General features: G+C 66.5%; 24 protein-coding genes. 21 read left to right on the top strand and 3 right to left on the bottom strand.

From position 1 onward, the window contains the following. The first annotated feature begins 11 nt into the window (after positions 1–11). From ACFSCW_RS04420 to ACFSCW_RS04370, 11 genes are all read left to right on the top strand, one after another. A complete protein-coding gene (locus ACFSCW_RS04420) occupies positions 12–1,397 on the top strand; it encodes a protein adenylyltransferase SelO family protein (RefSeq protein WP_380887290.1) in 1,386 nt (461 codons plus the stop codon). 104 nt (positions 1,398–1,501) lie between these two features. Beyond that, positions 1,502–2,893 (top strand): succinylglutamate-semialdehyde dehydrogenase, encoded by a 1,392-nt coding sequence (gene astD / locus ACFSCW_RS04415; RefSeq protein WP_380887288.1) that lies wholly within the window; start codon positions 1,502–1,504, stop codon positions 2,891–2,893. Positions 2,894–2,987: 94 nt separating this feature from the next. Next, entirely contained in the window at positions 2,988–3,749 is a 762-nt protein-coding gene (gene cobA, locus ACFSCW_RS04410; RefSeq protein ID WP_380887286.1) for a uroporphyrinogen-III C-methyltransferase, read from the top strand. After that, positions 3,746–4,042, top strand: coding sequence for a DUF2849 domain-containing protein (locus tag ACFSCW_RS04405; RefSeq protein ID WP_380887284.1), 297 nt, complete (start codon positions 3,746–3,748; stop codon positions 4,040–4,042). The genes cobA and ACFSCW_RS04405 overlap by 4 nt, the downstream gene beginning before the upstream one ends. Before the next feature lies 1 nt (position 4,043). Continuing rightward, a complete protein-coding gene (locus tag ACFSCW_RS04400; protein WP_380887282.1) occupies positions 4,044–5,678 on the top strand; it encodes a nitrite/sulfite reductase in 1,635 nt (544 codons plus the stop codon). Continuing rightward, positions 5,671–6,093, top strand: coding sequence for a DUF934 domain-containing protein (locus ACFSCW_RS04395; RefSeq protein WP_380887280.1), 423 nt, complete (start codon positions 5,671–5,673; stop codon positions 6,091–6,093). The genes ACFSCW_RS04400 and ACFSCW_RS04395 overlap by 8 nt, the downstream gene beginning before the upstream one ends. After that, positions 6,086–6,838 (top strand): phosphoadenylyl-sulfate reductase, encoded by a 753-nt coding sequence (locus tag ACFSCW_RS04390; RefSeq protein ID WP_380887278.1) that lies wholly within the window; start codon positions 6,086–6,088, stop codon positions 6,836–6,838. Before ACFSCW_RS04395 ends, ACFSCW_RS04390 begins: the two co-directional genes overlap by 8 nt. Positions 6,839–6,884: 46 nt before the next feature. Beyond that, on the top strand, positions 6,885–9,053 hold the full coding sequence (locus tag ACFSCW_RS04385) for a primosomal protein N' (RefSeq protein ID WP_380887276.1): 2,169 nt from the start codon (positions 6,885–6,887) through the stop codon (positions 9,051–9,053). Positions 9,054–9,103: 50 nt separating this feature from the next. Next, positions 9,104–9,970, top strand: a complete 867-nt coding sequence (locus ACFSCW_RS04380; RefSeq protein WP_380887274.1) for an alpha/beta fold hydrolase — start codon at positions 9,104–9,106, stop codon at positions 9,968–9,970. A 121-nt stretch (positions 9,971–10,091) separates the two neighbouring features. Beyond that, positions 10,092–11,594 (top strand): S1C family serine protease, encoded by a 1,503-nt coding sequence (locus tag ACFSCW_RS04375; protein WP_380887272.1) that lies wholly within the window; start codon positions 10,092–10,094, stop codon positions 11,592–11,594. Between the two features lie 11 nt (positions 11,595–11,605). Continuing rightward, entirely contained in the window at positions 11,606–13,144 is a 1,539-nt protein-coding gene (locus ACFSCW_RS04370) for a hypothetical protein (protein WP_380887270.1), read from the top strand. 97 nt (positions 13,145–13,241) lie between these two features. On the opposite strand, the gene ada is transcribed toward ACFSCW_RS04370, so the two are convergent. Further along, positions 13,242–14,309, bottom strand: coding sequence for a bifunctional DNA-binding transcriptional regulator/O6-methylguanine-DNA methyltransferase Ada (gene ada, locus ACFSCW_RS04365; RefSeq protein WP_380887268.1), 1,068 nt, complete (start codon positions 14,307–14,309; stop codon positions 13,242–13,244). 340 nt (positions 14,310–14,649) lie between these two features. Between ada and ACFSCW_RS04360 the strand changes: the two genes are divergently transcribed. From ACFSCW_RS04360 to ACFSCW_RS04330, 7 genes are all read left to right on the top strand, one after another. Continuing rightward, entirely contained in the window at positions 14,650–15,204 is a 555-nt protein-coding gene (locus tag ACFSCW_RS04360; protein WP_380890006.1) for a F0F1 ATP synthase subunit delta, read from the top strand. A gap of 2 nt (positions 15,205–15,206) precedes the next feature. Continuing rightward, positions 15,207–16,736 (top strand): F0F1 ATP synthase subunit alpha, encoded by a 1,530-nt coding sequence (gene atpA, locus ACFSCW_RS04355; protein WP_380887266.1) that lies wholly within the window; start codon positions 15,207–15,209, stop codon positions 16,734–16,736. 96 nt (positions 16,737–16,832) lie between these two features. Next, on the top strand, positions 16,833–17,714 hold the full coding sequence (locus tag ACFSCW_RS04350) for a F0F1 ATP synthase subunit gamma (RefSeq protein ID WP_380887264.1): 882 nt from the start codon (positions 16,833–16,835) through the stop codon (positions 17,712–17,714). 21 nt (positions 17,715–17,735) lie between these two features. Beyond that, a complete protein-coding gene (atpD, locus tag ACFSCW_RS04345) occupies positions 17,736–19,205 on the top strand; it encodes a F0F1 ATP synthase subunit beta (protein ID WP_380887262.1) in 1,470 nt (489 codons plus the stop codon). A gap of 132 nt (positions 19,206–19,337) precedes the next feature. Next, positions 19,338–19,592: an ATP synthase F1 subunit epsilon gene (locus ACFSCW_RS04340; protein WP_380887260.1), complete on the top strand. Its 255-nt coding sequence runs from the start codon at positions 19,338–19,340 to the stop codon at positions 19,590–19,592. A 71-nt stretch (positions 19,593–19,663) separates the two neighbouring features. Continuing rightward, positions 19,664–20,644, top strand: a complete 981-nt coding sequence (locus ACFSCW_RS04335; RefSeq protein WP_380887258.1) for an SGNH/GDSL hydrolase family protein — start codon at positions 19,664–19,666, stop codon at positions 20,642–20,644. A gap of 104 nt (positions 20,645–20,748) precedes the next feature. Next, positions 20,749–23,241: a TonB-dependent receptor gene (locus ACFSCW_RS04330; protein WP_380887256.1), complete on the top strand. Its 2,493-nt coding sequence runs from the start codon at positions 20,749–20,751 to the stop codon at positions 23,239–23,241. Here the strand turns inward: ACFSCW_RS04330 and ACFSCW_RS04325 are convergent. Next, positions 23,225–24,025 carry a phosphatase PAP2 family protein gene (locus ACFSCW_RS04325; protein ID WP_380887254.1) on the bottom strand — a complete coding sequence of 267 codons (801 nt, stop codon included), beginning with the start codon at positions 24,023–24,025 and terminating at the stop codon, positions 23,225–23,227. The genes ACFSCW_RS04330 and ACFSCW_RS04325 overlap by 17 nt on opposite strands. Positions 24,026–24,282: 257 nt before the next feature. Continuing rightward, positions 24,283–24,642, bottom strand: a complete 360-nt coding sequence (locus ACFSCW_RS04320; protein ID WP_380887252.1) for a DUF4440 domain-containing protein — start codon at positions 24,640–24,642, stop codon at positions 24,283–24,285. Positions 24,643–25,359: 717 nt separating this feature from the next. Between ACFSCW_RS04320 and rplK the strand changes: the two genes are divergently transcribed. The 3 genes from rplK to ACFSCW_RS04305 all read left to right on the top strand — a co-directional run bounded on the left by rplK (position 25,360) and on the right by ACFSCW_RS04305 (position 26,879). Next, positions 25,360–25,791 (top strand): 50S ribosomal protein L11, encoded by a 432-nt coding sequence (rplK, locus tag ACFSCW_RS04315; protein WP_380887250.1) that lies wholly within the window; start codon positions 25,360–25,362, stop codon positions 25,789–25,791. Between the two features lie 4 nt (positions 25,792–25,795). Further along, positions 25,796–26,488, top strand: a complete 693-nt coding sequence (gene rplA, locus ACFSCW_RS04310; RefSeq protein ID WP_380887248.1) for a 50S ribosomal protein L1 — start codon at positions 25,796–25,798, stop codon at positions 26,486–26,488. A 142-nt stretch (positions 26,489–26,630) separates the two neighbouring features. Beyond that, positions 26,631–26,879, top strand: coding sequence for a hypothetical protein (locus ACFSCW_RS04305; protein ID WP_380887246.1), 249 nt, complete (start codon positions 26,631–26,633; stop codon positions 26,877–26,879). Positions 26,880–26,888: the final 9 nt, after the last annotated feature.

The following is a 26,888-nucleotide window of genomic DNA, read 5'->3' as shown; positions in this document are numbered from 1 at the left end:
CATATCGCGGCATGGCCTCTCCCCCGCAACCCATCCTCGACGTCGCCGACTTCCTTGCCGATCCGGTGAAGGCTGCGGATTTCCCGAAAACCGTGCTGCGCTTCCGCAACGACCGCGCCGCGGTGGAAGTCGGGCTAGAGGGTCTGAGCGACGAAGAATGGGTGCGGCATTTCGGGCGGTTCGAGCCGCTGCCGGGCAACCTGCCCCAGCCGCTTGCGCTCCGTTACCACGGCCACCAGTTCCGCGTGTACAATCCGGATATCGGCGACGGGCGCGGTTTCCTTTTTGCGCAGTTGAAGGACGCGCGCGGCCGCTGGCTGGACCTTGGGACCAAGGGCTCGGGACAGACGCCGTACAGCCGTTTCGGCGACGGGCGGCTGACCTTGAAGGGCGGGGTGCGCGAGATCCTCGCGACCGAGATGCTGGAGGCGCTGGGCGTGAATACGTCGCGCACTTTCTCGCTGATCGAAACCGGCGAGGAACTGCACCGCGGCGACGAGCCCTCGCCTACCCGCTCGGCGGTGATGGTGCGGATGAGCCACGGCCATATCCGCATCGGCAGCTTCCAGCGGCTTGCGTATCTGAAGAGCGACGAGGAGCTGAGGCGACTCGTCGATTACAGCCTGCGGACTTATTTCGGCTCGGCGAGCAGCGATCCGCTGGAGCTGTTGCGGCATGTCGTGGAAGGCACCGCCCGGCTGGCCGCCAGCTATATGGCGGCCGGGTTCGTGCACGGCGTGCTCAACTCCGACAACATCAACATCACCGCTGAAAGTTTTGATTACGGCCCGTGGCGATTCACGCCGACTTTCGATCCGGGCTTCACCGCCGCCTATTTCGACCATGCCGGGCTCTACGCCTTCGGTCGGCAGGCCGAGGCGATCCAGTGGGACGCGGTGCAGCTCGCCGGGGCGTTCAGGACCATCGCCGAGGTCGACGCGCTGATCGCCGAGCTGGATCGATTCCCCGAACTGTATCGCGCGGCGTTGGTCGAGCGCTTCCTGTGGCGGCTGGGCGTGCAGCCGCGCGGCGAAGAGGAGGACATCGCGCTGATCCAGGCGATCGAGCAGGGACTGGCCGGCAGCAGCACGCAGATCGACCGCTTCTTCTTCGACTGGGCGGGCGGCGAGCTGCGGCGTCAGGGCTATGCGGACCAAGCGTTCGCCCCGTTCCGCGAGCGGATCGCAGCGTACCGCCCGGCGCGCAGCCTCGATCGTCCCTTCTGGTCGGGCGAACCTTGCTCGATGCACATCGAGGAAGTCGAGGCGATCTGGGCACGCATTGCGGAGGACGACGACTGGTCCGCGCTTCACGCCAAGGTTGCGCAGGTGAGGGAGATGGGCGCAGCGCTGGGTTCAGTTCCTCCCCGGGACGGGGAGGGGGACCGCGCGCGATAGCGCGTGGTGGAGGGGGCCCACTGCTTGGACCTTGCTCGGGGCCCCCTCCACCGGCTTCGCCGGTCCCCCTCCCCGTCCCGGGGAGGATTTGTTACGGCGGTTCCATGACCGACCTGATTTCCTACGAACCCGCGACCGGCGCCGAGCTGTGGCGCGCGCCCATCGGCGATGCCGATGCCGAGGTTGCTGCCGCCCGCGCCTCCTGGGCGGACTGGGCGCGGCGGCCGCTTGCGGAGCGGATCGCGGTGTTGCGCCGCTTCGCCGATCTGGCCAAGGAGCGGAAGGAGCTTTTCGCCGACCTGATCGCCCGCGAGACCGGCAAGCCGCTCTGGGAAGCGCGCACCGAAGTGGACACGGTCGTCAACAAGGTCGAGATTTCGATCCGCGCCCATGCCGAGCGCACCGGCACCCGCGACCTCGGCGCCGGCGCGCATCTGCGCCACAAACCGCACGGCGTGCTGGCGGTGCTGGGGCCATATAATTTCCCCGCGCATCTCGCGAACGGCCACATGGTTCCGGCGTTGCTTGCGGGCAACGCGGTGGTGTTCAAGCCGTCCGAAAAGACGCCGGCGAGCGGCGAGATGCTGATCCGGCTGTACCATGAAGCGGGCGTGCCCGAAGGCGTCGCGCGGCTGCTGATCGGCGGCCCGGCGGAAGGGCGCGCGCTCTCCGCGCATCCTGACATCGACGGGCTGCTGTTCACCGGCTCCGCAAGGACGGGTCTCGCGCTCAACCGCCAATTCGCCGATGCGCCGGAGAAGATTCTGGCGCTGGAAATGGGCGGCAACAACCCGATCATCGTCTGGGACGCGGGCGACCTCGACGCCGCGGCGACACTGATCGTCCAATCCGCCTATATGACCGCGGGCCAGCGCTGCACGGCGGCGCGGCGGCTGATCGTCCAGGACGGCGCGGAGCAGCCGCTCCTTGGCCGGTTGCAGGCGCTGATCGACCGGCTGATCGTCGGAGCGCCGCATGACGATCCGCCGCCGTTCCTCGGGCCCGTCATCGACAACGACGCTGCGGATGCTCTGATCGAAGCTTTCCTATCGCTCGTCGAACGCGGCGGACGGGTGATCCGCCCGCTCGACCGGCCGGATGCCGATCGCCCGTTCCTCACGCCGGCGCTGATCGACGTGACCGACGTGCCGGACCGCCCGGACGCCGAGCTGTTCGGCCCCGTGCTGCAGCTCATCCGCGTGCCCGATTCCGACGCCGCGATCGCAGAAGCGAACGACACCCGCTACGGCCTCTCCGCCTCGCTGATCGGCGGCGACCAGGCGCTGTTCGACCGCTTCTGGGCGGGTGCCCGGGCCGGCATCGTCAACTGGAACCGCCCGACCAACGGGGCTTCCTCGGCAGCCCCGTTCGGCGGCGTCGGCCTCTCCGGCAACCACCGGCCGAGCGCCTATTACGCAGCGGACTATTGCGCCTACCCCGTCGTCTCGACCGAGGCGGCAGCGCCGGAGGCAAGCATCGCGATCGGCTTGCGCTGATCCTTCTCTACCGCCGCGGTGCACAAAGCAGCGCTAAACCGCGCGAAAGCATCGATGGTTTGTGACAGCGCCGTCAGCACGCCATCTGCACCAAATGAGCATAGGACATGTGTATCTGGTGGGCGCGGGCCCCGGCGATCCGGAGTTGCTGACGCTGAAGGCCGTGCGACTGATGGCCGAAGCGGACCTGATCGTTCATGACGGGCTGGTCGATCCGCGCATCCTGGCGCTGAGCGAGGCGCCGCGCATTTCGGTCGCCAAGCAGCGCAGCCGCCACACGCTTGCCCAGCATGCGATCAACCTGCTGCTCGTCGAGGAAGCGCTGGCCGGCAACAAGGTGATCCGGCTGAAGGGCGGCGACCCCTTCATTTTCGGCCGCGGCGGCGAGGAAGCCGAAGCGTGCCGTGCCGCCGGCGTGCCGGTCGAGGTCGTGCCGGGCGTCAGCGCCGCGCTCGGCTGCGCCGCCGAAGCGATGCTGCCCCTCACCCACCGCGAACTGTCAAGCGCCGTCAGCTTCGTCGCCGGCCAATGCAAGGGGCTGACCGATCAGGACTGGTCCGGCCTTGCCGGCAAGGGCCGCACACTCGTCATCTATATGGGCGTCGCGACAGGGCCCGACATTGCCGAGAAGCTGATCGCCGACGGCGTCTCGCCCGACATGCCGGTCGCGGTGCTGGAGAACGGCACGCGCCCGGGCGCCCGCGCACTGCGCTCCCTGCTCGCCGACCTCGGCGGGATGCTGGAGCGCGAGCGCGTGCAGAGCCCGGCGATCATCGTCGTCGGCGAAGTCGTCGACCGTTCGGATGCGGCCGATTGCCTCGCCCGCTTCGCCCAACAGGCGGAGAAGCTGGCGTGAAAATTCTCACCGGAAACGATCTGCCGACGGGCGCCGTGACCTGGTGGGCCGGCAGCTATTGGTCGCGCCATGTCGAGGATGCCGTCGATGTGGGCGAGCATGGCGAGGCGATCCTCACCCGCGAGGAAGGCGCGCGGCGGGTCAACAATCCCTATATCATCGAGGCGATCGAGACGCCCGAAGGCCCCCGCCCCGCGCATATCAAGGACCGCATCCGCGCGCTCGGCCCGACCGTGCGCCCGGACCTCACGCTGAAACCTGCCGACCCGAACGCCGGCAGCTGGGTGATCTGACATGTACCGCTACGATCAATATGACCAGGCGATCGTCGATGCGCGCGTCGACGAATTCCGCGACCAGGTCCGCCGCCGCATCGCCGGCGAGCTGACCGAGGACCAGTTCAAGCCGCTGCGGCTGAAGAACGGGCTCTACCTGCAACTCCACGCGTACATGCTGCGCGTGGCGATCCCATACGGGACGCTGAACGGTAAGCAGATGCGCAAGCTGGCGCACATCGCTCGCACCTATGATCGCGGCTATGGCCATTTCACGACGCGGCAGAACCTCCAGTACAATTGGATCAAGCTGGAGCAGGCGCCCGACATCCTCGCCGAGCTCGCCTCCGTCGAAATGCATGCGATCCAGACCTCGGGCGAGAGCATCCGCAACATCTCGGCCGACCAATATGCGGGCGCTGCGGCCGACGAGATCATGGACCCGCGCCCCTGGGCCGAGCTGCTGCGCCAGGCGACGACGTTCCACCCCGAGTTCAGCTACCTGCCGCGCAAATTCAAGATCGCGCTGACCGCCGCGGCGGAGGACCGCGCGGCGCTGCGCTGGCACGATTTCGCGCTCCGCATCGTGAAGAACGACGCGGGCGAGATCGGCTTCGAGGTGTTCGCCGGCGGCGGCATGGGCCGCACGCCGTTCCTCGCGCACCCGATCCGCGCCTTCTGCCCCACCGACCAGATCTTCTCCTACCTGCAGGCAGTCCTGCGCGTCTGGAACCGCCACGCCCGGCGCGACAACATCCACAAGCAGCGGATGAAAATCCTCGTCCACGAACTCGGTGCCGAGGAATTCGCCCGTCAGGTCGAGGAGGAATTCGCGCATGTGCTGAAGCTTGGCACCGACTTTCCGCAGGCCGAGTATGACCGGATCGCCGCGTATTTCGCGCCGCCGCCGTTCGAGACCGGGCTGTCCGAAGACATCGATCGCTCCGATCCCGAATTCGCGCTCTGGGTCGATCGCCAGACCGCGGCGCACAAGGCGCCGGGCTATGCGATCGTCAACGTCAGCCTGAAGAAAGTGGGCGGCATCGGCGGCGACATTTCAGCCGATCAGATGGACGCCGTCGCCGACATTGCCGAGCGCTACAGCTTCGACGAGCTGCGCGCGACGCACGCCCAGAACCTTGTCCTGCCGCACGTCGCCAGGCGCGACCTTCATGCGGTGTGGCAGGCGCTCGACGCGGCGGGACTTGCCGACGTCAATCTCGATCTCGTCACCGACATCATCGCCTGCCCCGGTCTCGATTATTGCAGCCTGGCGAACGCGCGCTCGATCCCGGTCGCGCAGAAGATCGCCGAACGCTTCGCCGATCTCGATCGGCAGCAGGACCTGGGCGAGCTGAAGATCAAGATCAGCGGCTGCATCAACGCCTGCGGCCACCACCATGCCGGTCATATCGGCATCCTGGGCGTCGACCGGAAAGGCACGGAGAATTACCAGCTCCTGCTCGGCGGATCGGGTGCGGAGGATGCGAGCCCGGCCAAGATCACCGGCCCCGGCTTCAGCGAGGATGGCGTCGTCGACGCCGTCGAGCGAGCGGTCGAGAAATACCGAGCTGTCCGCGAGCCGGGCGAACGCTTCCTCGATACCTACCGCCGCGTCGGCTTCGAGCCGTTCAAGGAGGCGATCTATGGTTGAGCTTCGCTTCCGCAACGACGAGCCGCTCGAAGAGCCCGCCGTCACCCTCGACGCTTTCCTCGAGCAGTCCGACGCGCATGCCGTGCGCGTCGAGGCGGGCGAGGACGTGCGCAAGCTGATCCCGCATTTCGGCCGGCTGAAGCTGGTCGAGATTTCGTTCCCGCGTTTCCGCGACGGCCGCGGCTATTCGGCGGCGGCGATCCTGCGCGAGAACGGATACACGGGCGAGCTCCGCGCCGAAGGCGATGTGCTCGTCGACCAAATCCTGTTCATGCGCCGTGTCGGCTTCGACAGCTTCGCGCCCGCGCAGCCGCTCGACCCCAAGGTGGTCGAGGAATCCTTAAACCGTTTCCCTTATCTCTATCAGACCGCCGCCGATCATGCGGTCCCTGTGTGGAAGTTGCGTCATGGCTAGCGTGGCAAGGAAACTGGATCTGATCGACACGAGCCCGGCCTTTACCCAGGCCGATGCCGACCGGCTGAACGCGCGGTTCGAAGGCGTCGGCACCGCGGAGATGCTGCAAGAACTGCTGACGACCGAACTGAAGGGCCGGGTCGCGGTGGTCTCGTCGTTCGGCGCGGAATCGGCGGTGCTGCTGCACATGGTGGCCGCCGTTGACAAGGATGTGCCGCTGATCTTCATCAACACGCAGAAGATTTTCGGGGAAACGCTCGCCTACCGCGACGAGCTGTCGGAGCGGCTCGGCTACACCGATCTGCGCGTCTTCCGCCCCGATCCCTATGACCTCGCCGCCAGCGACAAGACCGGCCTGCGTTGGTCCTACGATCCCGACGGGTGCTGCGACCTGCGCAAGGTGCGCCCGCTCCGCCGCGCACTGCAGCCGTTCGATGCCTGGATTTCGGGCCGCAAGGCGTTCCAGGGTAAGACCCGCGCCGCACTGCCCCGCTTCGAGATCGACGAAGGTCGACTGAAGCTCAACCCGCTCGCCGACTGGGACAAGGCACGGCTCAACGCCTATTTCGACGAGCACCGGCTGCCGCGCCATCCGCTGGAGGCGCAGGGCTATCCATCGATCGGCTGCTCGCCCTGCACCAGTAAGGTGAAGCCCGGGGAGGACCCGCGCGCGGGCCGCTGGCGCGGCTGGGACAAGACCGAGTGCGGCATCCACACGCCGGACGGCGACGAACCGGTCTTCTGACGCTTCCCTCTTGCCAGCGGAGCGCGGGCCGCTAGCTCGCGAGGCAATGTCCCGCGCCCGCGTTCTCCTGCTCAACCCCGCGCTAGGGCCGCTCGACTATCGCGTGCCGCGCGGGATGGAGGTCGAGCCCGGCTCGATCGTCGTCGCCCCGCTTGGGCCCCGCCAGCTTACCGGCGTGGTGTGGGAGCCGGAGCATATGCCCTCCGACGCGGAAGTCGGCGACAATCGGCTCCGCAACCTGCTCGCCGTGTACGACGCGCCGGCGCTGAAGGCCGAGCTGCGCCGGCTGATCGAGTGGACCGCCAACTATTATCTCGCCCCGCCGGCCGCGGTGCTGCGCATGGCGCTGTCTTCCTCGTCGGCGCTGGAGGGCGGCCGCACGGTCCTCGAATATCGCGCGACCGGGCTGGTGCCGGACCGGCTGACGCCGCAGCGCGCGCAGGCGCTGGAGCGGATCGGCGACCGGCAAGGGCTGATCCGTGAGCTTGCGCTGATCGCAGGTGTGTCCGACGCGGTCATCCGCGGGCTGTGCAAGGCCGGCGCGATCGAGCCGATCGAAGTCGCTCTCGACACGCCCTTCGCCCCGCCCGATCCCGACCACGCCCCGCCTGAACTCACCGAAGAGCAGGTCGCAGCAGCGGACCGCTTCGTAGCGGCGGTCGAGGCGAAAAGCTTCCAGCCCTTCCTGCTCGACGGCGTCACCGGCTCCGGCAAGACCGAAGTCTATTTCGAGGCGATCGCCGCCGCCCTCCGCGCGGGCCGGCAGAGCCTGGTGCTGCTCCCCGAAATCGCGCTCACCGAACCGTTCCTGCGCCGCTTCGCCGCGCGCTTTGGCGAGCTGCCGGTTGCCTGGCATTCGGGCCTGCGCCAGTCCCAGCGCCGCCGCGCCTGGCGGGCGATCGCGAGCGGCGACGCAAAAGTAGTCGTTGGCGCCCGCTCGGCGCTTTTCCTGCCCTATTCGAACCTCGGCCTGATCGTGGTCGACGAGGCGCACGAATCGAGCTTCAAGCAGGAAGACGGCGTCCAGTACCATGCCCGCGACACCGCCGTGATGCGCGGCCGATTCGAGGACATTCCGGTGATCCTCGCTTCGGCGACGCCCGCGATCGAGACGCGCCACCAGGTCGAGCTTGGCCGCTATGAGGAAGTAAAGCTCCCCGCCCGCTTCGGCGGCGCGCAGCTTCCCGACATCGCGGCGATCGACTTGCTGCAGGACCCGCCGCCGCGCGGACACTGGCTCGCGCCCACGCTGGTCAATGCGATCGAGGAGACACTGGAACGCGGCGAACAGGCGCTGCTGTTCCTCAACCGCCGCGGCTACGCGCCGCTGACCCTCTGCCGCCATTGCGGCCACCGCTTCCAATGCCCGAATTGCACGGCGTGGTTGGTCGAGCACCGGCTGATCCACCGCCTGCAATGCCATCATTGCGGCCTGATCGCGAAGCCGCCCGAGCTCTGCCCCGAATGCAAGGCGGAGGATTCTCTGGTCGCCTGCGGCCCCGGCGTCGAGCGCATCGCCGACGAAGTGGCGGCGCTCTTTCCCGACGCCCCGCGCGCGATCGTCACCTCGGACACGATCTGGTCGCCCGCCAAGGCCGCCGAGTTCGTCGCGCGGATGGAAGCGAACGAGATCTCGATCGTGATCGGCACGCAGCTCGTCACCAAGGGCTATCACTTCCCGAACCTGACCCTCGTCGGCGTGGTCGACGCCGATCTCGGCCTATCCGGCGGCGACCTGCGCGCGGCGGAGCGGACTTTCCAACAGATCGCCCAGGTCGCCGGCCGCGCCGGCCGCGGCACCAAGCCCGGCCGCGTGTTCGTCCAGACTCACGAGGTGAACGCGCCTGTGATCCAGGCGCTGGTCAGCGGCGATGCGGAAAGCTTCTACGCCGCCGAGACCGAGGCACGGCTGGAAGCCGGCGCGCCGCCGTTCGGTCGCATGGCGGCGATCATCGTCTCCTCCGAGAATGCCCAGGCTGCGCTGGAAACCGCACGTCTGATCGGCAAGACCGCGCCGCACATCGAGGACATGCACGTCTTCGGCCCCGCCCCCGCCCCGCTAGCGATGCTGCGCGGCCGTCACCGCCACCGCCTCCTCGTCCACGCCCGCCGCAGCCTCGACGTGCAGGACGTGATCCGCGATTGGCTGGGCAGCCTCGACTGGCCGAACAGCGTCCGCGTCGCCGTGGACGTGGACCCGTACAGCTTCCTCTAGCGGCGGCCGCGGCGCTGCCCTATCCAGACCGCACAACCGGGAGGGACCTGATGTTTCGCGCCTTTTTCGCCGCTGCGGCCATGTTCGCCGCCAGCCCGGCGTTCGCTGCTTTCCAGTCGGATCGCATTAGCGTTACGACCGAAGGCTCCGGCCCCGACGTCGTGCTGATCCACGGCCTCGCCTCCAGTCCGCGGGTCTGGAAAGGCACGATCGAGAAGGTCCCCGGCTATCGCTATCACCTGGTCCAGATCGCGGGCATGGGCGCGACGCCGCCGGGCGGCAATGCGCAGGGCGCCGTCGTCGCGCCGGTCGCCGAGGAGATCGCCCGCTACATCCGCGAGGAAAAGCTTGGGAAACCGGCGGTGATCGGCCATTCGATGGGCGGCACGATCGCGATGATGATCGCCGCGCGCCACCCGGAAGAGGTCGGCAAGCTGATGGTGGTCGATATGCACCCGTTCATCGGCCTGATGTTCGGCGGTCCGACCGCCACCGCGGATAGCGTCCGTCCGATTGCCGACGCGATGCGGGCACGCTCCGCCAAGGCGACGGCAGAGGAACGCGCCGCGGAGCGCGAGCGGACGATCACCAGCATGATCAACACCGCGAGCGAGCGCCCCGGCCCGCTGGAAGACAGCCGCGCCAGCAACCCGGACGAAGTCGCCAACGCCTTTTCCGAGCTGATCGTGACCGATCTTCGCCCCGAGCTGAAGGCGATCACGGCGCCGACCACGGTTCTCTACGTGATGCCCGCCGGCGCGCCGTTCACCGACGCCCAGCTCGATACCGTGTACAAGGCCGCCTATGCCGACGTGCAGAACGTCACGCTGAAGCGCGTCCCAAAGTCCGCCCACTTCATCATGCTCGACGCACCCGATGCGTTCGCCGAGGATGTGAAGGCGTTCCTTGGAAACTGACGTTCTGCGCGCAACCTCAACCCGGTTCGGCCTGAGCTTGTCGAAGGCCTCCCTTCTTTTTTCCAAAGGCAGGAAGAGGGAAGGGAGGGCTTCGACAAGCTCAGCCCGAACCGGGTGGGTGTTGCTGATAGCGGCGGTTCTCACCCTCCCCACCCCCGCCCACGCGCAGGACAATCTGGACGTCGCCGCGGCCGGGCGCAGCGTGGTGCGCGTGGTCGTTGTCGCGATGCAGGAAGGCGAACCACAGGCGATCGGGACCGGCAGCGGCGTCGCCGTCGCGCCGGACCGCATCCTCACCAATGCCCATGTCGTCGCCGACGCGGCGGAAGGCGACGCGATCATCGGCGTGGTGCCGTCCGAAGGCAGCAAGCGCTTCACCGGCAAGCTGATAGCGTACCAGCCGCAGCGCGACCTCGCGCTCATCCAGCTCGTCGACGGCCGCGTCGAGCCGGCCACAATCGCCACCGGGCCGGTTCCGGACGGCGCCGCGGTCGCAGCGCTTGGCTATCCCTATTCGGTCGACCGCGCGCGCGAGCTCAGCGCGGAGGGTTTTGTGACCCCGGCGGCGCCCGTCAAAAGCTGGGGCCACGTTTCGGGCGGCGCCTCGTCGCAGCGTTTCGACACAGTGCTGCATGATGCCGCGATCGGCCGCGGAAACTCGGGTGGACCGCTGGTCGATTCCTGCGGGCGCGTGGTCGGCATCAACAGCTTCGTCTCCAACTCCGAAGGGGTCGACGCCGTGTTCGCCTTCGCGGTGTCGGTGAAGGAAATCGTGCCGTTCCTGCGCAGCGCCGGCGTCCACCCGCACACCACCGGCCTGCCCTGCCGCACCAGCGCCGAACAGGCGACGATCGACGAGCGACTCGCTCGCAGCGAGGATGCCCGCGCCGAGCAGGAACGCATGCGCGCCGCCACGGCCGGCGAGCGGCTCTCGGCCCGCCGCCAGAAGCTCCGCGACCAGATCCTCGGCGAGCGCGACAAGGGCCTCGCCATCGCGGCGCTGCTGCTCGTCTTCGGCGCGATGTTCGTGAACGGCGCATTCGTGCTGCTGAGCCGGGACGATCGCCGGCTGGCGCTCGCCGCCGGGGCAGCCGGGGTGCTGCTGATGGTCGGCGCCCCGATCGCCTGGGCGGCGCGTCCCGATCTCGACCAGGCCGATCTCCGCCTTGCCACCGAAGCGCGCAAGGCATCCACCCAGGCCAGCGCCGAGGGCCGCTACGCCTGCCGCATCGACCTCGAACGCAGCCGCATCACCGTCTCCGACCCGCAGGACACGCGGCTCGATTGGGGCGCGAATGGCTGCGCGTCCGGCGACACCGCCTTCGCGCCGGACGACGACCGCTTCGTCCGCGCCGACGTGTCTCCGCGCGAGGCAGTGGCCGCGATCCGCCGTTTCGATCCCGCGACGTTACGCTACACGGTCGAGCGCTATTTCCTGCCCGCGGACACGCTCGGCGCCGCCCGCGCGCTCCAGGCCAAATATCCGGCGCGGAGCTGCTCGGCCGAAGGCGCGCGCATGACAGGCGAGCTGACTCGCGCCGTCCGCGACCTGCTGCCCCCTGCCCCCAATGAGCGGCTGGTCTATTCCTGCGGTCATGTGCAAGATGGAGCAGCGACCAGATAGGGGGAGAATCGGTGCGTAAGTTCCTGTTGCTGCTTGCTTCCATGACCGCGGCGGCGCCTGCGGGCGCGACCTGGCGCGAGGCCCGCTCGGCCCATTTCATCGTCTATTCCGAAGACAAGCCCGAGGTCCTGAAGGAGTTCGCGACCGAGCTTGAGCGCTTCGATGCCGCGATGCGCGTGCTGCGCGATTTGCCGCAGACCACCGACAGCCCCAGCAATCGGCTGACCGTGTTCCAGGTCGCCAACATGGCGGCGGTGCAGAAGATGATGGGCAAGGGCTCCCAGGGCGTCGGCGGCTTTTACGACGGGCGCGCGGGCAACTCGATCGCCTTCGTGCCGCGCCGCGCTGGGTCGGGCGCGACCTGGGACATGAACGCGCAGATCGTGCTGCTGCACGAATATGCCCACCATTTCATGTTCCGGAACTATCCGATGGCCTTCCCGCGCTGGTTCAGCGAGGGCTATGCCGAGTTCAACTCGACCGCGCGGTTCGTGGCTGACGGGTCGGTCGACCTTGGTCTTCCCGCCCAGCACCGCGCATTCGACATTCGTTATTCGTCCGTGCCCGTCGCCGCGCTGATGAGCGCCGATTCGGGCAAGCTGAACGGCTCTTTGGTCGAGGCGCTCTACGCCCGCGGCTGGCTGCTGACGCATTACCTGACCTTCTCGAAGGAACGCGAAGGCCAGCTCGCGAAATATCTGGTGGCGATCAACAAGGGCACGCCCAGCCCCGCTGCCGCGAAGGAAGCGTTCGGCGACCTCGACAAGCTGGATCGCGAGCTCACCGGCTATTCGAACAGCAAGCTCTCCTACAGGCGCGTGCCGGCCAATTTGATCCGCTATGCGCCGGTCGAGGTGCGCGAGCTGTCGCCCGGTGCGAACGCGATCATGCCGGTGATGATGCGTTCACGCCGCGGCGTCGACGAAGCCACGGCCAAGGAAGTCGTGAAGGACGCGCGCGCCGCCGCTGCGCCTTATCCCGACGACCCGTTCGTCCAGCTCGCGCTTGCCGAAGCCGAGATCGACGCCGGCAATCTCGACGCCTGCGACAAGGCGGCAGACAAGGTGCTTGCCGCAGAGCCGGACAATGTCCGCGCGCTGATCTTCAAGGGCCGGGTCGCGGTCGCGAAGCTGAGGGACACGCCGAAGGCCACACCCGACGACTGGAAGCTGGCGCGCCGCTGGTTCGTGCGCGCCAACCGCGTCGAGCCGAACGCGCCGGCGCCGTTGCTCCATTTCTATACCAGCTTCGCGGCCGAAGGCATTCAGCCGACGCCCAACTCCGTGATCGGCCTCCGCGCCGCGTCGATGCTGGCGCCCGAGGACGAAGGGGTGCGGATGATCCTCGGTCACCAGCTCCTGGTCGACGGCAAGGGACCGGACGCGCGCGCCGTGCTCGCTGCCGAAGCCTATAGCCCGCACGGCGGCCCGATGGCCGACTTCGCCGGCAAGGTTATCGCCGCGATCGATCAGGGCGGCGCGGCAGCCGGACTGAAGACGTGGAATGCGGCGGGCGAGGAAAAGAAGGCGGAGACGGCGGCGGCGAAGTAAACCAGGGCCGTCCATCCCGAGCGAAGTCGAGGGACGCACTGAGCCGAAAGTGCGTGTCTCGACTTCGCTCGACATGGACGATTAGGTGCATCGAAGCCTAGGCACCCTTCTCCCGCCGCAGCAATTCCGCCTTCCGTTCCAGCCCGTACGCATATCCGCCGAGCGTCCCGTCCGTGCGGATCACGCGGTGGCAGGGGATCAGCACCGCGACATTGTTGTCGCCGTTCGCGGTTCCCGCCGCGCGCACCGCCGCCGGCCGTCCGACCGCCGCCGCGATCTGCGCATAAGTGCGCGTCTCGCCGGCCGGGATCCTCTGCAGCTCCCGCCACACCGCTTCCTGGAAGGCGGTGCCGTGCACGTCGAGCGGCAAATCATGCGGCTTCTCCGGCGCATTCACCGCCGCGACCGTGCGTTGCACCAGCGCCGCCATCTCCGCACCGCCATGCTCGATCCGCGCCTTGGGGAAGCGCCGCACCAGCACCTGCTCGTCCTCGTCGAACGACAGCCGGCAAATGCCTTTCGCCGTGGCCGCGACCAGCATCGTGCCGAGATCGGTCTCCGCCGTCGCCCAGCGGATCGTCTCGCCCGCGCCGCCGTTGCGCCAGGCGGACGGCGTCATGCCCAGCCGGCGCTTCGCATCGTCGTAAAAGCGGCTCGGCCCCGAATAGCCGGCGTCGTAGATCGCGTCGGTGATCCGCGGCTCGGCCTCCAGGCTCTTCGCCATCTGCCCCGCGCGCCGTGCTCGCACATAATCGGCCGGCGTCACCCCGGTCGCGCGCTTGAACAGCCGGTGAAAATGGAACGGCGAATAGCCGACCGCTTCGGCCAGCGCGTCCAGCGACGGCGCCGATTCGCTCGCCTCGATCAGCTTGATCGCCCGGGCGACCGCTTCCGCGTCCCGCGCCACTTCGTCCGGCTTGCAGCGCAGGCAGGCGCGCAACCCCGTCGCCGCCGCGTCTTCGCCGGTCGCGAAGAAGCGCACATTCTCGCGCCGGGGATGACGCGCCGCGCAGCTCGGCCGGCAATAGATGCCGGTCGTCAGCACGCCGGTAACGAACCGGCCGTCATAGGCCCGGTCGCGCCGCGTCACCGCCGCCCAGCAGCTATCGTCGTCCATTGTCACGGTCTTGGGTCCACGCATTAGCTCTTCGGTCAGATAAGCCATGATCGCCTCCATTGGTATGAGGCGGATGTAGCGTCCGAACGAATCATCGGCGTCCCGGAGGTTGCGTTCAAAGGATCCTCCCCTGCATGTGCAGGGGAGGGGGACCGCACGAAGTGCGGTGGAGGGGCCCGGAGCGAAGCAGAGGGTCAGCGGTCCTCGCTGCGCTGCGGCCCCTCCACCATGCTGGCGCATGGTCCCCCTCCCCTCGCCAGCGAGGGGAGGATTTCGCTCCTTGCATCCCCCGCCCCCCTTTGCTAACCGCGCCGCGACCTCGCCGGGCGTGCTTGCGCGCCCCTTTTGGCGCAGGGCCATTTTATCCGTCTTGGAGGACATCGGGCGCGTGGAGAATTCCGGCGGCATTGGGGCTAGCCTTTCGGGGCGCTACGCGACCGCGTTGTTCGAGCTCGCGCGCGATTCTAAGAAAATCGAAGCGGTCGAATCGAGCCTCGGCAAGCTCCGCGCCGCGCTCGATCAGTCGGACGATTTCCGCACCCTGACCACCAGCCCGGTGCTCAGCCGCACGGACGCCGAAAAGGGCGTGAGCGCTGCCGCCGGCGCGCTCGGCCTCGACGACATCACCACCAAGTTCCTGGGGGTGCTCGCGCAGAACCGCCGCCTGGGCCAGCTCGGCGCGGTGATCCGAAACTTCCGCACGCTGGCCGCCCGTCACCGCGGCGAGACGACCGCCGAAGTCACCTCCGCTCATCCGCTCGACGACGATCAGGTCGCGCAGTTGAAAAGTCAGCTGAAACAGCGCCTTGGCCGCGACGTCGCTGTTGAACTCACCGTCGATCCCTCCATCTTGGGCGGGCTGGTCGTCCGCATCGGCTCCCAGATGATCGACAGCTCCATCCGCACCCGTTTGAACACCCTCGCGCAAGCGATGAAAGGCTGAACATGGATATCCGCGCCGCAGAAATCTCGAAGGTCATCAAGGACCAGATCGCCTCGTTCGGCACCGAGGCCGAAGTCTCCGAAACCGGCCAGGTGCTGTCGGTCGGCGACGGCATCGCGCGCATCCACGGTCTCGACAACGTCCAGGCGGGCGAGATGGTCGAGTTCACCGGCGGCATCCAGGGCATGGCGCTGAACCTCGAGGCCGATAACGTCGGCGTCGTGATCTTCGGCTCGGACGCGGGCATCAAGGAAGGCGACACCGTCAAGCGCACCGGCACCATCGTCGACGTGCCGGTCGGCAAGGGCCTGCTCGGCCGCGTCGTGGACGGCCTCGGCAACCCGATCGACGGCAAGGGCCCGCTCGTGAACGTCGAGCGTCGCCGCGCCGAAGTGAAGGCGCCGGGCATCATCCCGCGCAAGTCGGTGCACGAGCCGGTGCAGACCGGCCTGAAGGCTCTGGACGCGCTCGTCCCGGTCGGCCGCGGCCAGCGCGAGCTGATCATCGGCGACCGCCAGACCGGCAAGACCGCCGTCGCCATCGACACCTTCATCAACCAGAAGACGGTGAACCAGGGCAGCGACGAGTCGAAGAAGCTTTACTGCATCTACGTCGCGGTCGGTCAGAAGCGCTCGACCGTCGCGCAGATCGTGCGGATGCTCGAAGAGAATGGCGCGATGGAATATTCCATCGTCGTCGCCGCGACTGCGTCGGATCCGGCGCCGCTGCAGTTCCTCGCGCCCTATACCGGCTGCGCGATGGGCGAATATTTCCGCGACAACGGCATGCACGCCGTGATCGTCTATGACGATCTGTCGAAGCAGGCGGTGGCCTATCGCCAGATGTCGCTGCTGCTCCGCCGTCCGCCGGGCCGCGAAGCCTATCCCGGCGACGTCTTCTACCTGCACAGCCGCCTGCTGGAGCGCGCCGCGAAGCTGAACGACGCCAACGGCAACGGCTCGCTGACCGCATTGCCGATCATCGAGACCCAGGCCGGCGACGTGTCGGCCTACATTCCGACCAACGTGATCTCGATTACCGACGGCCAGATCTTCCTCGAGACCGACCTGTTCTTCGCGGGCATCCGCCCGGCGATCAACGTCGGCCTGTCGGTCAGCCGCGTCGGCTCGGCCGCGCAGACCAAGGCGATGAAGAAGGTCTCGGGCTCGATCAAGCTGGAGCTGGCGCAGTATCGCGAGATGGCGGCGTTCGCGCAGTTCGGCTCCGACCTCGACGCCTCGACCCAGCGCCTGCTGAACCGCGGCGCGCGCCTGACCGAGCTGCTGAAGCAGCCGCAGTTCAACCCGATGCCGTTCGAGGAGCAGACCGTCTCCATCTTCGCCGGCACCAACGGCTATCTCGACAATGTCGCGGTGCAGGACGTGACTCGCTACGAGCGCGAGATGCTGTCGGACCTGCGCCACAATCACGCCGGCGTGCTGGAAGCGATCCGCAACGAGCGCGACCTGTCGGACGACACCAAGGGCAAGCTGAAAGCCGCCCTGGACGCGTTCGCGAAGACGTTTGCTTGAATCACACCCGTCACCCCGGACTTGGTCCGGGGTCCACCTTCTTCAAAGGCAGGTGGATGCCGGATCAAGTCCGGCATGACGATCTGAGGGACTAGAATGGCCAGCCTCAAGGCTCTGAAGATCCGCATCGGCTCGGTGAAGTCGACGCAGAAGATCACCAAGGCGATGAAGACCGTCGCCGCTGCGAAGCTGCGCCGCGCGCAGGACGCGGCGGTGGCCGGCCGTCCCTATGCCGAGCGGCTGGAGGCGGTGATGGCCTCGCTCGCCTCCAAGGTGACGATCAGCGCCTCCTCACCCAAGCTGCTCGCCGGCACCGGCAAGGACGATGTGCATCTGATCGTCGTCGCGACGTCGGAGCGCGGCCTGGCCGGCGGCTTCAACACCAACATCGTCCGCGCCGCGCGCCGCCAGGCCGACGAGCTGATCGAGGCTGGCAAAACGGTCCGCTTCTACATCCTCGGCCGCAAGGGCCGGGCAGCGGTCAACCGCTACTACCCCACGCAGACGCTTGCCGATCACGACATGAGCCACGCCAAGTCGGCGGCCTTTGCCGACGCCCAGGCGGTCGCGCAGGACCTGATCGCTCGCTACGAGGCCGGCGAGTTCGACGTCGCTCACCTGTTCTTCTCCAAGTTCCTGTCCGCACTGGTGCAGGAGCCGACGGCCAAGCAGCTGATTCCGGTGCCGCTGACGACTTCAACTTCCTCAACTTCGTCGAGCATCGCCGCGGTGGAGTATGAGCCGGACGAGGAGTCGATCCTTGCCGATCTGCTGCCGAAGAACATTGCGATCCAGATCTATCGCGCGCTGCTGGAGAACCAGGCCGGCTTCTACGGTTCTCAGATGACCGCGATGGACAACGCCACCCGCAACGCCGGCGACATGATCAACCGCCTGACAATCCAGTACAACCGCACGCGCCAGGCGGCGATCACCACCGAGCTCGTCGAAATCATCTCCGGCGCCGAAGCGCTGTAAGTTCGCCCGAAGGAAGACAAGATGCTTGAGCCCCAGACCCTCAACAAGCCCGCGACGACGAACAATGTCGGCCGCATTTCCCAGGTGATCGGCGCCGTCGTCGACGTTTCGTTCGACAGCCACCTGCCCGCCATTCTTTCGGCGCTGGAGACCGAGAACAACGGCAACCGCCTTGTGCTCGAGGTCGCGCAGCATCTGGGCGAGAACACCGTCCGCACGATCGCGATGGACTCGACCGAAGGCCTGACTCGCGGCCAGACCGTCACCGACACCGGATCGCAGATCCGCGTGCCCGTCGGCCCGAAGACGCTCGGCCGCATCCTGAACGTCGTCGGCGAGCCGATCGACGAGCGCGGGCCCGTCGGCCATACCGACACCGCGCCGATCCACGCCGAGGCCCCGGTGTTCGTCGACCAGTCGACCGACAGCTCGATCCTCGTCACCGGCATCAAGGTCATCGACCTGCTCGCGCCTTATGCGAAGGGCGGCAAGATCGGCCTGTTCGGCGGCGCCGGCGTCGGCAAGACCGTGCTGATCCAGGAGCTGATCAACAACATCGCCAAGGGTCACGGCGGCACCTCGGTGTTCGCCGGCGTCGGCGAGCGCACCCGCGAGGGCAACGACCTGTATCACGAGTTCCTCGACGCGGGCGTCATCGCCAAGGACGCCGAGGGCAATGCGATCTCGGAAGGCTCCAAGGTCGCGCTGGTCTATGGCCAGATGAACGAGCCGCCGGGCGCCCGCGCCCGCGTCGCGCTGTCGGGCCTCACGATCGCCGAATATTTCCGCGACGTCGAAGGCCAGGACGTGCTGTTCTTCGTCGACAACATCTTCCGCTTCACTCAGGCGGGTTCGGAAGTGTCGGCGCTCTTGGGCCGCATCCCGTCCGCCGTGGGCTATCAGCCGACGCTCGCCACCGACATGGGCGCGCTGCAGGAGCGGATCACCTCGACCAACAAGGGCTCTATCACGTCGGTGCAGGCAATCTACGTGCCCGCCGACGACTTGACCGACCCGGCCCCGGCCACTTCCTTCGCCCACCTCGACGCGACGACCGTGCTTTCGCGCGCGATCTCGGAGCTGGGCATCTACCCGGCCGTCGACCCGCTCGATTCGACCAGCCGCGTGCTGGAGCCGCGCACCGTCGGCCAGGAGCATTACGAGACCGCGCGCGCCGTCCAGTCGATCCTGCAGAAGTACAAGTCGCTGCAGGACATCATCGCCATCCTCGGCATGGACGAGCTCTCCGAAGAGGATAAGCTGACCGTCGCCCGCGCGCGCAAGATTCAGCGCTTCCTCTCGCAGCCTTTCCATGTCGCCGAAGTCTTCACCGGCATCCCGGGCAAGTTCGTCGCGATCGAGGACACGATCAAGTCGTTCAAGGCGGTCGTCGACGGCGAATACGACCACCTTCCCGAAGCCGCGTTCTACATGGTCGGCGGCATCGACGAGGCGGTCGAAAAGGCCAAGAAGCTGGCCGAAGCGGCGTAAGGACTAGAGCCCCTCCCCTTCAGGGGAGGGGTTGGGGTGGGGCAGAGTCGGAGCGCAATCTCCGCCTCAGCACCGCTCCAAACACCCCCACCCCATCCCCTCCCCTGAAGGAGAGGGGCTAGGAAGAGCAAAATGCCCCTGCACTTCGAACTCGTGACTCCCGAAAAGCTCGTCCGCTCTGAGGAAGTCTATATGGTCACCGTCCCCGGCACCGAGGGCGATTTCGGCGTGCTGCACGGCCATGCGCCGCTCGTCTCGACGCTGCGCGACGGCGACCTCAAGGTCTATGCCTCGCAGACTGCGGAACCGGTGATCGTCCGCGTCGAAGGCGGCTTCGCGGAAGTGAACGAACGCGGACTGACCGTGCTGGCCGAACGCGCCAACTGACATTTTTGTTAACCATACGGAACCGGTCGGCTGCCGGTTTCGTTCCGTCCCTCAAACAAAGGAGGGACGCCGTGAAACTGCACCGCCTGATGCGTGGCGTGTTTGCTGCCGCGCTTGTGACTTCCGCCCTGCCCGCCGTGGCAGCGACCCCCAACAGCTTCGACGCGCTTTACGTGTTCGGCGACAGCCTGGTCGATGCGGGCAATATCGCGACGCTGACCGGCAACAAGACGCCCAATCCAGCGCTCGGCTACCGTAACGGCCGCTTCACCAACGGCTACGACTATGTCGACTATATCAACTTCGAGCTGTTCGGCACGCCCACCCGCGCATCGCTGCAGGGCGGCAACAACTACAGCTTCGGCGGCGCGCGCGTCGTCACGGACGCCACCGACACCATCCCCGACCTGACGCTGCAGATCAGCACCTATGCGGCGGCCAAAGGTGGCGCGGCCGATCCAAACGCGCTCTACATCCTGAACGCCGGCGGCAACGACATCTTCGCACTGGAACGCTTCCAGGCCGGCAACGCCAACGCGCTGCTGCCCTTCACCAACAGCGCCGATTACGTGAACGCCATCGTCAGCACCTATTCCGGCCAGGTGCAGCGGCTGAACGATCTCGGCGCGCGCAACATCCTGATCACCGGCATCCCGAATGCCACCGATCCGCAGGCCTTCACGATCGACGCCCAGCTGCAGAGCGCGCTCGACGGCCTGTCGCTGAACGCGAACACCAATCTCTACCGCTTCAGCTATCTGAAGTTCTTCCAGCAATTGCAGGCCAATCCCGGCTCGCTCGGCCTGCCGCCGCTGCGCACGGACCTGAGCTGCATCCAGCTCCAGGCCCAGGCGAGCGACTGCGCCGGCATCTTCTCGTTCGACGGCACCCACCCGACCGCCGCCGTGCAGTCGGCGCTGTTCCGCAGTATCGCCGGCCAGTTCGGCGTCTCCGCCGTGCCGGAGCCGCGCGTCTGGGCGATGATGCTCGCCGGCTTCCTGCTGATGGGCGCGGCAATCCGGCGGCAGCAGGGGCGGCTCGCACCTGCCTGAGCGTCTGACAGCGCTCGCCACAAGCTCGGTTATCAGCAGCGCAAGCTTTCCTCTCGTTTACTCTATCTCATTAGTTGAGAATGTGGGGCGGGAGGAACACCACCATGCTGATTCGCCGCACGCGGCTTGCTGCCCTATTGCTTCTGAGCTCGTCCACTGCGGCTTTCGCTGCGCCTGATCCAGTCGCCGCCACGTCAGCGGCCACGGCCACCGAAGCGCCTTCGGGCGACACAGCTGCAGACGCCGAGGAGCCCAGCCGCGGCGACGTGATCATCGTCACCGCCCGCCGCCGCCAGGAAACCGCGCAGGAAGTGCCGCTGGCGATCTCCGTCATCAAGGGGGACAGCATCGAGGCCACCGGCAACTTCAACGTCGTGAAGCTGCAGCAGCTCGCGCCGACGCTGCAGGTCTACACGACCAACCCGCGCAACACCTCGGTCAACATCCGCGGCCTCGGCGTACCCTACGGCCTGACCAGCGACGGCTTCGAACAGGGCGTCGGCATCTATGTCGACGACGTTTACAACTCGCGCGTCGCCGCTGCGACCTTCGACTTCCTCGACGTCGCCCAGGTGGAAGTGCTGCGCGGGCCGCAAGGCACGCTCTACGGCAAAAACACCACAGCCGGCGCGATCAACATCACCACCAACCAGCCGACCTTCGACTTCGAAGGCCATGCCGAGGTCACCGCGGGCAACCTCAACTACAAGCAGGCGAAAGCCGCGGTCTCGGGCCCGCTGTCGGACAAGATCGCCGCGCGCATCGCGGTCGCCACAACCAGCCGCCGCGGCACGCTCTACAATGTCACCAGCAAGCGCTGGATCAACGAGCAGGACAATCTCGGCCTGCGCGGCGAGCTGCTGTTCCAGCCGAATGACGATCTCAGCATCACGCTCTCGGGCGATTACAGCAAGCAGGACCCCGAATGCTGCGGCACGGCGTTCGTCCGTGTCGGCCGCACCCAGCGCGCGCTTAGCCGTCAATACGACGCGCTCGTCGCCGCGATCAACGCCGCCAATCCGGGCCGAAATTACGCCGTGCCAAGCCGCAACGTCTATGATCGCCTGACCGATCTGGATGCGCCGCTGCAGGCCGGCAACAAGATCGGCGGCGCCTCGCTGCGGGTGAAATGGGATGTCGGCGGCGGCACGTTTACGTCGATCACTGCCTGGCGCTTCTGGGACTGGAAGCCCCAGAACGATCGCGACTTCACCGGCCTGTCGATCGTCTCCGCCTCGAACAATCCTTCGCAGCAGAACCAGTATAGCCAGGAATTCCGCTACAATCACGAGGGAGAGAAGATCGATTACGTCGTCGGCCTGTTCGGCTTCAAGCAGCGCATCGACACGCAGGGCCTCGAGCAGCAGGGATCCGACGCCAGCCGATGGAGCCTGACCGGCACGCAAGCGACCAACCCCGCCATCCTCAGCGGCCTTACCGCGCGGAACACACAGTTTCTCAAGAGCACCAGCGCCGCGCTGTTCGGCCAGGTTAGCTACAAGGTCACGCCCGAACTGACGATTCAGCCCGGCGCGCGGTTGAACTACGACAAGAAGACGGGCTTCTATCAGCGCGTCGTCACCAACGGCGCGGGTCAGGTGATCAGTTGCTCCCCCACCCCCGCCGCGGGCTCTGTCCTCGCCGCACAGTGCGGCATTTACCAACCACAGCTCACCGAGCCCTCGGTCAGCGACTGGAATTTCAGCTACGATCTCAACATCAACTACAAGATTGCGCGGGACGTTCTTGCCTATGCGACCTATGCCAAGAGCTTCAAGACTGTCGGCATCAACCAGAACGGCCTGCCGCTCAACGCCGACAACACGCCGAACCTGAGCGCCAGCACGGTGAAACCGGAATCGGTGAACCATTATGAAGTCGGCCTGAAAACGTCGTTCTGGAACCGCCTCGCGACTTTCAACCTCAGCATCTTCCGCACCGAGATCAGGAACTTCCAGGCGACGGTCAACGGCGGCCAATTCGGCACGGTGCGCGGCTATCTCGCCAATGCCCAGAAGGTCCGCTCGCAGGGCATCGAGGCGGATTTCAAGATCCGCACCAGCGAACGCTTCACCGCCTATGCGAATGGCGCCTATACCGACGCCAAATATGTGAAGTTCGTCGACGCCCCCTGCCCGCCCGAGCTGTCCGGCGGCACGTTCCAGCCGGCCGGCGCGACGCCGGATTACTCGCAGCCGGGCGTCCCCGGCGCCCTCAGCCCGCGCCAATGCGATATCTCGGGCCAGCACCTGCCCGGCGTGTCGAAATGGGCCTTCTCCTACGGCGCCGAGGCCAACACGCCCTTAACGCTGCTGGGCAAGGACGGTCAGCTCTATGTCGGCGCCGACGGCAACTACCGCTCGCACTGGAACTCGAATGCCTCGCCCTCGATCTATACCGACGTGAAGGGCTATGCGCTCACCAACTTCCGTGTCGGCTTTCGAGGCGATGGCTTCGACGTCTTCACCTGGATGCGCAACGCCTTCGACGTGCATTATATCGAGACGCTGCAGGTGGCGCCCGGCAACACCGGCCTGATCGCCGGCCAGCCCGGCGATCCACGTACCTTCGGCGGCACGATCAAGTTCTCGTTCTGATACTGTCGACGCGGTTCTGGCGCAGCATGGGCGCCAGGCTGCGCACCTTGCTGGCGATCCGCGCATGGACGAGCGCGATCGCCAGCAAGGCGACGAGCACGCCTGCGAGTATGTCGACCAGATAATGCGAGCCCTCGACGAACGCGGTGCCGGTCATCGCGACGTTGAGGGTAACGGCCGGCAGCCGCAGCACGGGGAACGGCCAGCATCCCCAGACGAACAGCACGGCCGCGGCGGCGTGGAAGCTGGGAAAGCTCACCAGCCCGATCGCGTTTTCCAGGTCGAGCACCGTCAACCGGCCCGACCGCAGCGCGTCGATCACCTTCACATGCTGGTCGATGACAGCGGCGGGATAGGAGGGGTCGGGGCCGATCCAATAAGGAATGGCGGAACGGGCGGGAAACAGGATGAAGACTGCGCTCGTCACGGCGAGCGCCACGCCGAACGCCAGCAGGAAGCGATGATAGCCGGCGCGTCGTCCCGTGACGCCGTGCGCAATCGCGATCAGGATCGGCGACGCGAAGATGCTGAAATAGATCTTCTTGGACGCGATCATCAGCGACCGGTTGCGGTCCATGAAATCATAGAGGCCAATCCAGTTGAAGCCGAGCGCCCGGTCTGCCCCAGCGAGCAGCTCGTCCTGATAGCCCTCGCTGATCGCTGCCGCCGCATAGGTGAGAAACAAGCCTGTAGAACTGACGACCACGAACATCGCGAGCATCTGGAAAACGTCGATCAGCCGCCGGATTGCTTCGCGCTCGAAGCGGTCGCGCAGCACGCCCATCAGCGCGGCTGCGGCAATCAGTACAAGCGTTCCGCTGCTGCCGGAAAAATCTATGCTGATCCCAACCAGGCGCAGCGCAAGCGCAGCCGCCAGCGCGCACCCGAGCGCAACGATCCAGGCCTGATGACGAACCGCGAAAACTATGGCGCACCCCTTTGCGCCTCTTTGCGGGCCAGGCATGAAAAAGCGTTTAACTCAAACGCTCTAGCGCGGATGGAACCCGGCTTCTCTATCGGAATCGAGAGTGGTAGGTCTATCTAGGCGACGACCGTCTTCGGCGTTTGCTGGTGTTGGATGACTTGCCATTCACCGGCGTCGTTCAGGCGATAGGTCGTGGTGCAATGCGCCACATAGGCTTCATCCGCCTCGCGTTGCGCATGGGCGGTGTAGGCGACCACGATCAGCCCGTATTGAGGGCGGGATATCGTGCCGTCTTCGAACGCGACGTTCGACCAATGGGGCGTTGCCTGGACGGCATTCACTGCCTGTTGCCCGGCAAAGATGAAAGGCGGCGACGGCAGCGCCATACGGGCCATCGGATCGATCCGCTTGCGATATACGGTCTCATCGCCTCTCCAGAGGCTCAGCTCGGTCGCCCAGACCCGATCGTCATTCATTCTCATCTCCGTCAATCGCCTGAACGCGCCAAGACCCGCCGGGTGCCGCCTGCGAGCAAAGGCTATCCGGTATTGACGGCGAAGGCATAGCCGAAGGCGCAGATCAGCACTGCCACCAGAACCATGTTCCAGAGCATGGAGCGCCTCACGTTCCGATCCTCCATTGCCGGCAATGGTCGGTGAGCTTGCTGCGGTGCCCTTGGTCCATTTCGATCCTCTGTGGGCCTGCTGAATGAGAATAGGCTGCCGGAAGTTCCTTGCGCGCACCGAGCCACTAACAAGGGTTAGCCAGCTTTTTTGGTCGCTTCCGCGCTCGGATCCCTTGGGGCTGAAGCGAGAGTGTGATCGCCCTTCCCTTGCGATGTCTCTACAAGGGATTTCGTGCTGGCAAGCAGCGCTTCCGATCGCGCGATTGCGCGCCAGCTGCGGTTGATCTGCGCAGCCAAAGGCGTTCGGTCGTGCCGGGCGGTGTGGATGCGTGTCATGGCGCCAGATGACACCCGAGCGATGGAGCTGTCTGTTGCCTGGACGACAAGCCGGCAAATAATGCGGTCCTAAACGCGGGCTTCCCTTCGCACACGCTTTCCGCTAAGGGCGCCCGCTTCCAAGCGACAGCGTGGAAGTCTGCGGGAGGCCGTCTTCGGGCGGCCGTCTGTACCGCTAAACTTGAACGGGCGGGGTGCTGTTGCGCTCTGAGCCCACTAGAGAGTGAGTGACATGGCTAAGAAAATCACCGGCTATATCAAGCTGCAGGTGCCGGCCGGCGCCGCCAATCCGTCTCCGCCGATCGGCCCCGCGCTCGGTCAGCGCGGCGTCAACATCATGGAGTTCTGCAAGGCGTTCAACGCCCAGACCGGCGATCAGGAAAAGGGCACGCCGCTGCCGACCGTGATCACCGTCTATGCGGATCGTTCGTTCAGCTTCGAGACCAAGACCCCGCCCGCTTCCTATCTGCTGAAGAAGGCGGCCGGTCTGAAGTCGGGCTCCAAGGAGCCGGGCAAAGCGGTTGCGGGGCGCATCAAGCGCTCGCAGCTCGAAGACATCGCGAATGCGAAGATGAAGGACCTGAACGCGAACGACATCGCGGCAGCAACGAAGATCATCGAAGGCTCCGCCCGCGCCATGGGCCTCGAAGTGGTGGAGGGTTAAGACCATGGCCAAGCTGACCAAGAAGCAGAAGACCTGGACCGTCGATGCGGAGAAGCTGCACGGCGTCGACGAGGCGATCGCGCTCGCCAAGCAGTACGCCACCGCCAAGTTCGACGAGACGATCGAAGTCGCGCTGAACCTGGGCGTCGACCCGCGCCACGCCGACCAGATGGTCCGCGGCGTCGTGACGCTCCCCAAGGGCACCGGCAAGACCGTCCGCGTCGCCGTTTTCGCCAAGGGCGCGAAGGCCGACGAGGCCCGCGAGGCCGGCGCCGACATCGTCGGGGCCGAGGACCTGCTCGAGACCGTGCAGGGCGGCGATATCGACTTCGACCGCTGCATCGCCACGCCCGACATGATGGGCCTGGTCGGCCGTCTCGGTAAGGTGCTGGGCCCGAAGGGCCTGATGCCGAACCCGAAGCTCGGCACGGTCACGATGAATGTCGCTCAGGCGGTCAAGGACGCAAAGGGCGGCCAGGTCGAATACCGCGTCGAAAAGGCGGGCATCATCCATTCCGGCATCGGCAAGGCATCGTTCGCCGCCGAGGACCTGCGCGCCAACTTCGACGCGCTGGTCGATGCGGTCGTGAAGGCCAAGCCGTCGGGCGCCAAGGGCAAGTACGTCAAGAAGGTGGCCGTCAGCTCCTCGATGGGGCCGGGCATCAAGGTCGACGTCGCGGAAGTCGCGACGGTCTAAATCCCAAACGGAAAAGGCCGGGTTCCCCCCGGCCTTTTTCTTGAATGCAACTTCGTCCCGGATTGCGACAGCCTCGTCGCGCGCCTTTGCGAATCCCCGGCGGACTTGCTATCAGCCTTGTCAGTTAATGGAGAAAAGCACGATGTTGCTTCATGTTGTGACCAGCTTGTTGCTCGCTGCCGCGCCGGAAGCGGCGCCCGCCGCCCAGGCGCCTGCCACGCCTGCGGAGAAGCCCGTCGAGAAAAAGGTGTGCCGCACGCAGATCGAGACGGGTTCGCTGGTCAAGGGCAAGAAGATCTGCATGACCGTCAAGCAGTGGCAGAAGGTCTCCGACGCCTCGCGCGACGAGTTCGACAGCCGCACTTCGTCGGGCAGCTCCTCGGGCCAGTAATCGCGCCTC

Source organism: Sphingomonas tabacisoli (assembly GCF_042678385.1).
In the GTDB taxonomy this organism is placed as follows: Bacteria; Pseudomonadota; Alphaproteobacteria; order Sphingomonadales; family Sphingomonadaceae; genus Sphingomonas_B; species Sphingomonas_B tabacisoli.
This window is presented reverse-complemented; position numbering and strand designations above follow the sequence as displayed.

Excerpts from the sequence above, each read along its gene's own strand:
- ACFSCW_RS04395 (WP_380887280.1), top strand. The coding sequence starts at position 5,671 with ATGGTTGAGCTTCGCTTCCGCAACGACGAGCCGCTCGAAGAGCCCGCC.
- ACFSCW_RS04305 (WP_380887246.1), top strand. The coding sequence starts at position 26,631 with ATGTTGCTTCATGTTGTGACCAGCTTGTTGCTCGCTGCCGCGCCGGAA.
- ACFSCW_RS04400 (WP_380887282.1), top strand. The coding sequence starts at position 4,044 with ATGTACCGCTACGATCAATATGACCAGGCGATCGTCGATGCGCGCGTC.
- ACFSCW_RS04340 (WP_380887260.1), top strand. The coding sequence starts at position 19,338 with ATGCCCCTGCACTTCGAACTCGTGACTCCCGAAAAGCTCGTCCGCTCT.
- rplK (WP_380887250.1), top strand. The coding sequence starts at position 25,360 with ATGGCTAAGAAAATCACCGGCTATATCAAGCTGCAGGTGCCGGCCGGC.
- ada (WP_380887268.1), bottom strand. The coding sequence starts at position 14,309 with ATGGCTTATCTGACCGAAGAGCTAATGCGTGGACCCAAGACCGTGACA.
- astD (WP_380887288.1), top strand. The coding sequence starts at position 1,502 with ATGACCGACCTGATTTCCTACGAACCCGCGACCGGCGCCGAGCTGTGG.
- ACFSCW_RS04320 (WP_380887252.1), bottom strand. The coding sequence starts at position 24,642 with ATGAATGACGATCGGGTCTGGGCGACCGAGCTGAGCCTCTGGAGAGGC.
- ACFSCW_RS04385 (WP_380887276.1), top strand. The coding sequence starts at position 6,885 with ATGTCCCGCGCCCGCGTTCTCCTGCTCAACCCCGCGCTAGGGCCGCTC.
- ACFSCW_RS04330 (WP_380887256.1), top strand. The coding sequence starts at position 20,749 with ATGCTGATTCGCCGCACGCGGCTTGCTGCCCTATTGCTTCTGAGCTCG.
- cobA (WP_380887286.1), top strand. The coding sequence starts at position 2,988 with ATGAGCATAGGACATGTGTATCTGGTGGGCGCGGGCCCCGGCGATCCG.
- ACFSCW_RS04380 (WP_380887274.1), top strand. The coding sequence starts at position 9,104 with ATGTTTCGCGCCTTTTTCGCCGCTGCGGCCATGTTCGCCGCCAGCCCG.
- ACFSCW_RS04420 (WP_380887290.1), top strand. The coding sequence starts at position 12 with ATGGCCTCTCCCCCGCAACCCATCCTCGACGTCGCCGACTTCCTTGCC.
- rplA (WP_380887248.1), top strand. The coding sequence starts at position 25,796 with ATGGCCAAGCTGACCAAGAAGCAGAAGACCTGGACCGTCGATGCGGAG.
- ACFSCW_RS04325 (WP_380887254.1), bottom strand. The coding sequence starts at position 24,025 with ATGGGCGTGCTGCGCGACCGCTTCGAGCGCGAAGCAATCCGGCGGCTG.
- ACFSCW_RS04350 (WP_380887264.1), top strand. The coding sequence starts at position 16,833 with ATGGCCAGCCTCAAGGCTCTGAAGATCCGCATCGGCTCGGTGAAGTCG.
- ACFSCW_RS04390 (WP_380887278.1), top strand. The coding sequence starts at position 6,086 with ATGGCTAGCGTGGCAAGGAAACTGGATCTGATCGACACGAGCCCGGCC.
- atpD (WP_380887262.1), top strand. The coding sequence starts at position 17,736 with ATGCTTGAGCCCCAGACCCTCAACAAGCCCGCGACGACGAACAATGTC.
- atpA (WP_380887266.1), top strand. The coding sequence starts at position 15,207 with ATGGATATCCGCGCCGCAGAAATCTCGAAGGTCATCAAGGACCAGATC.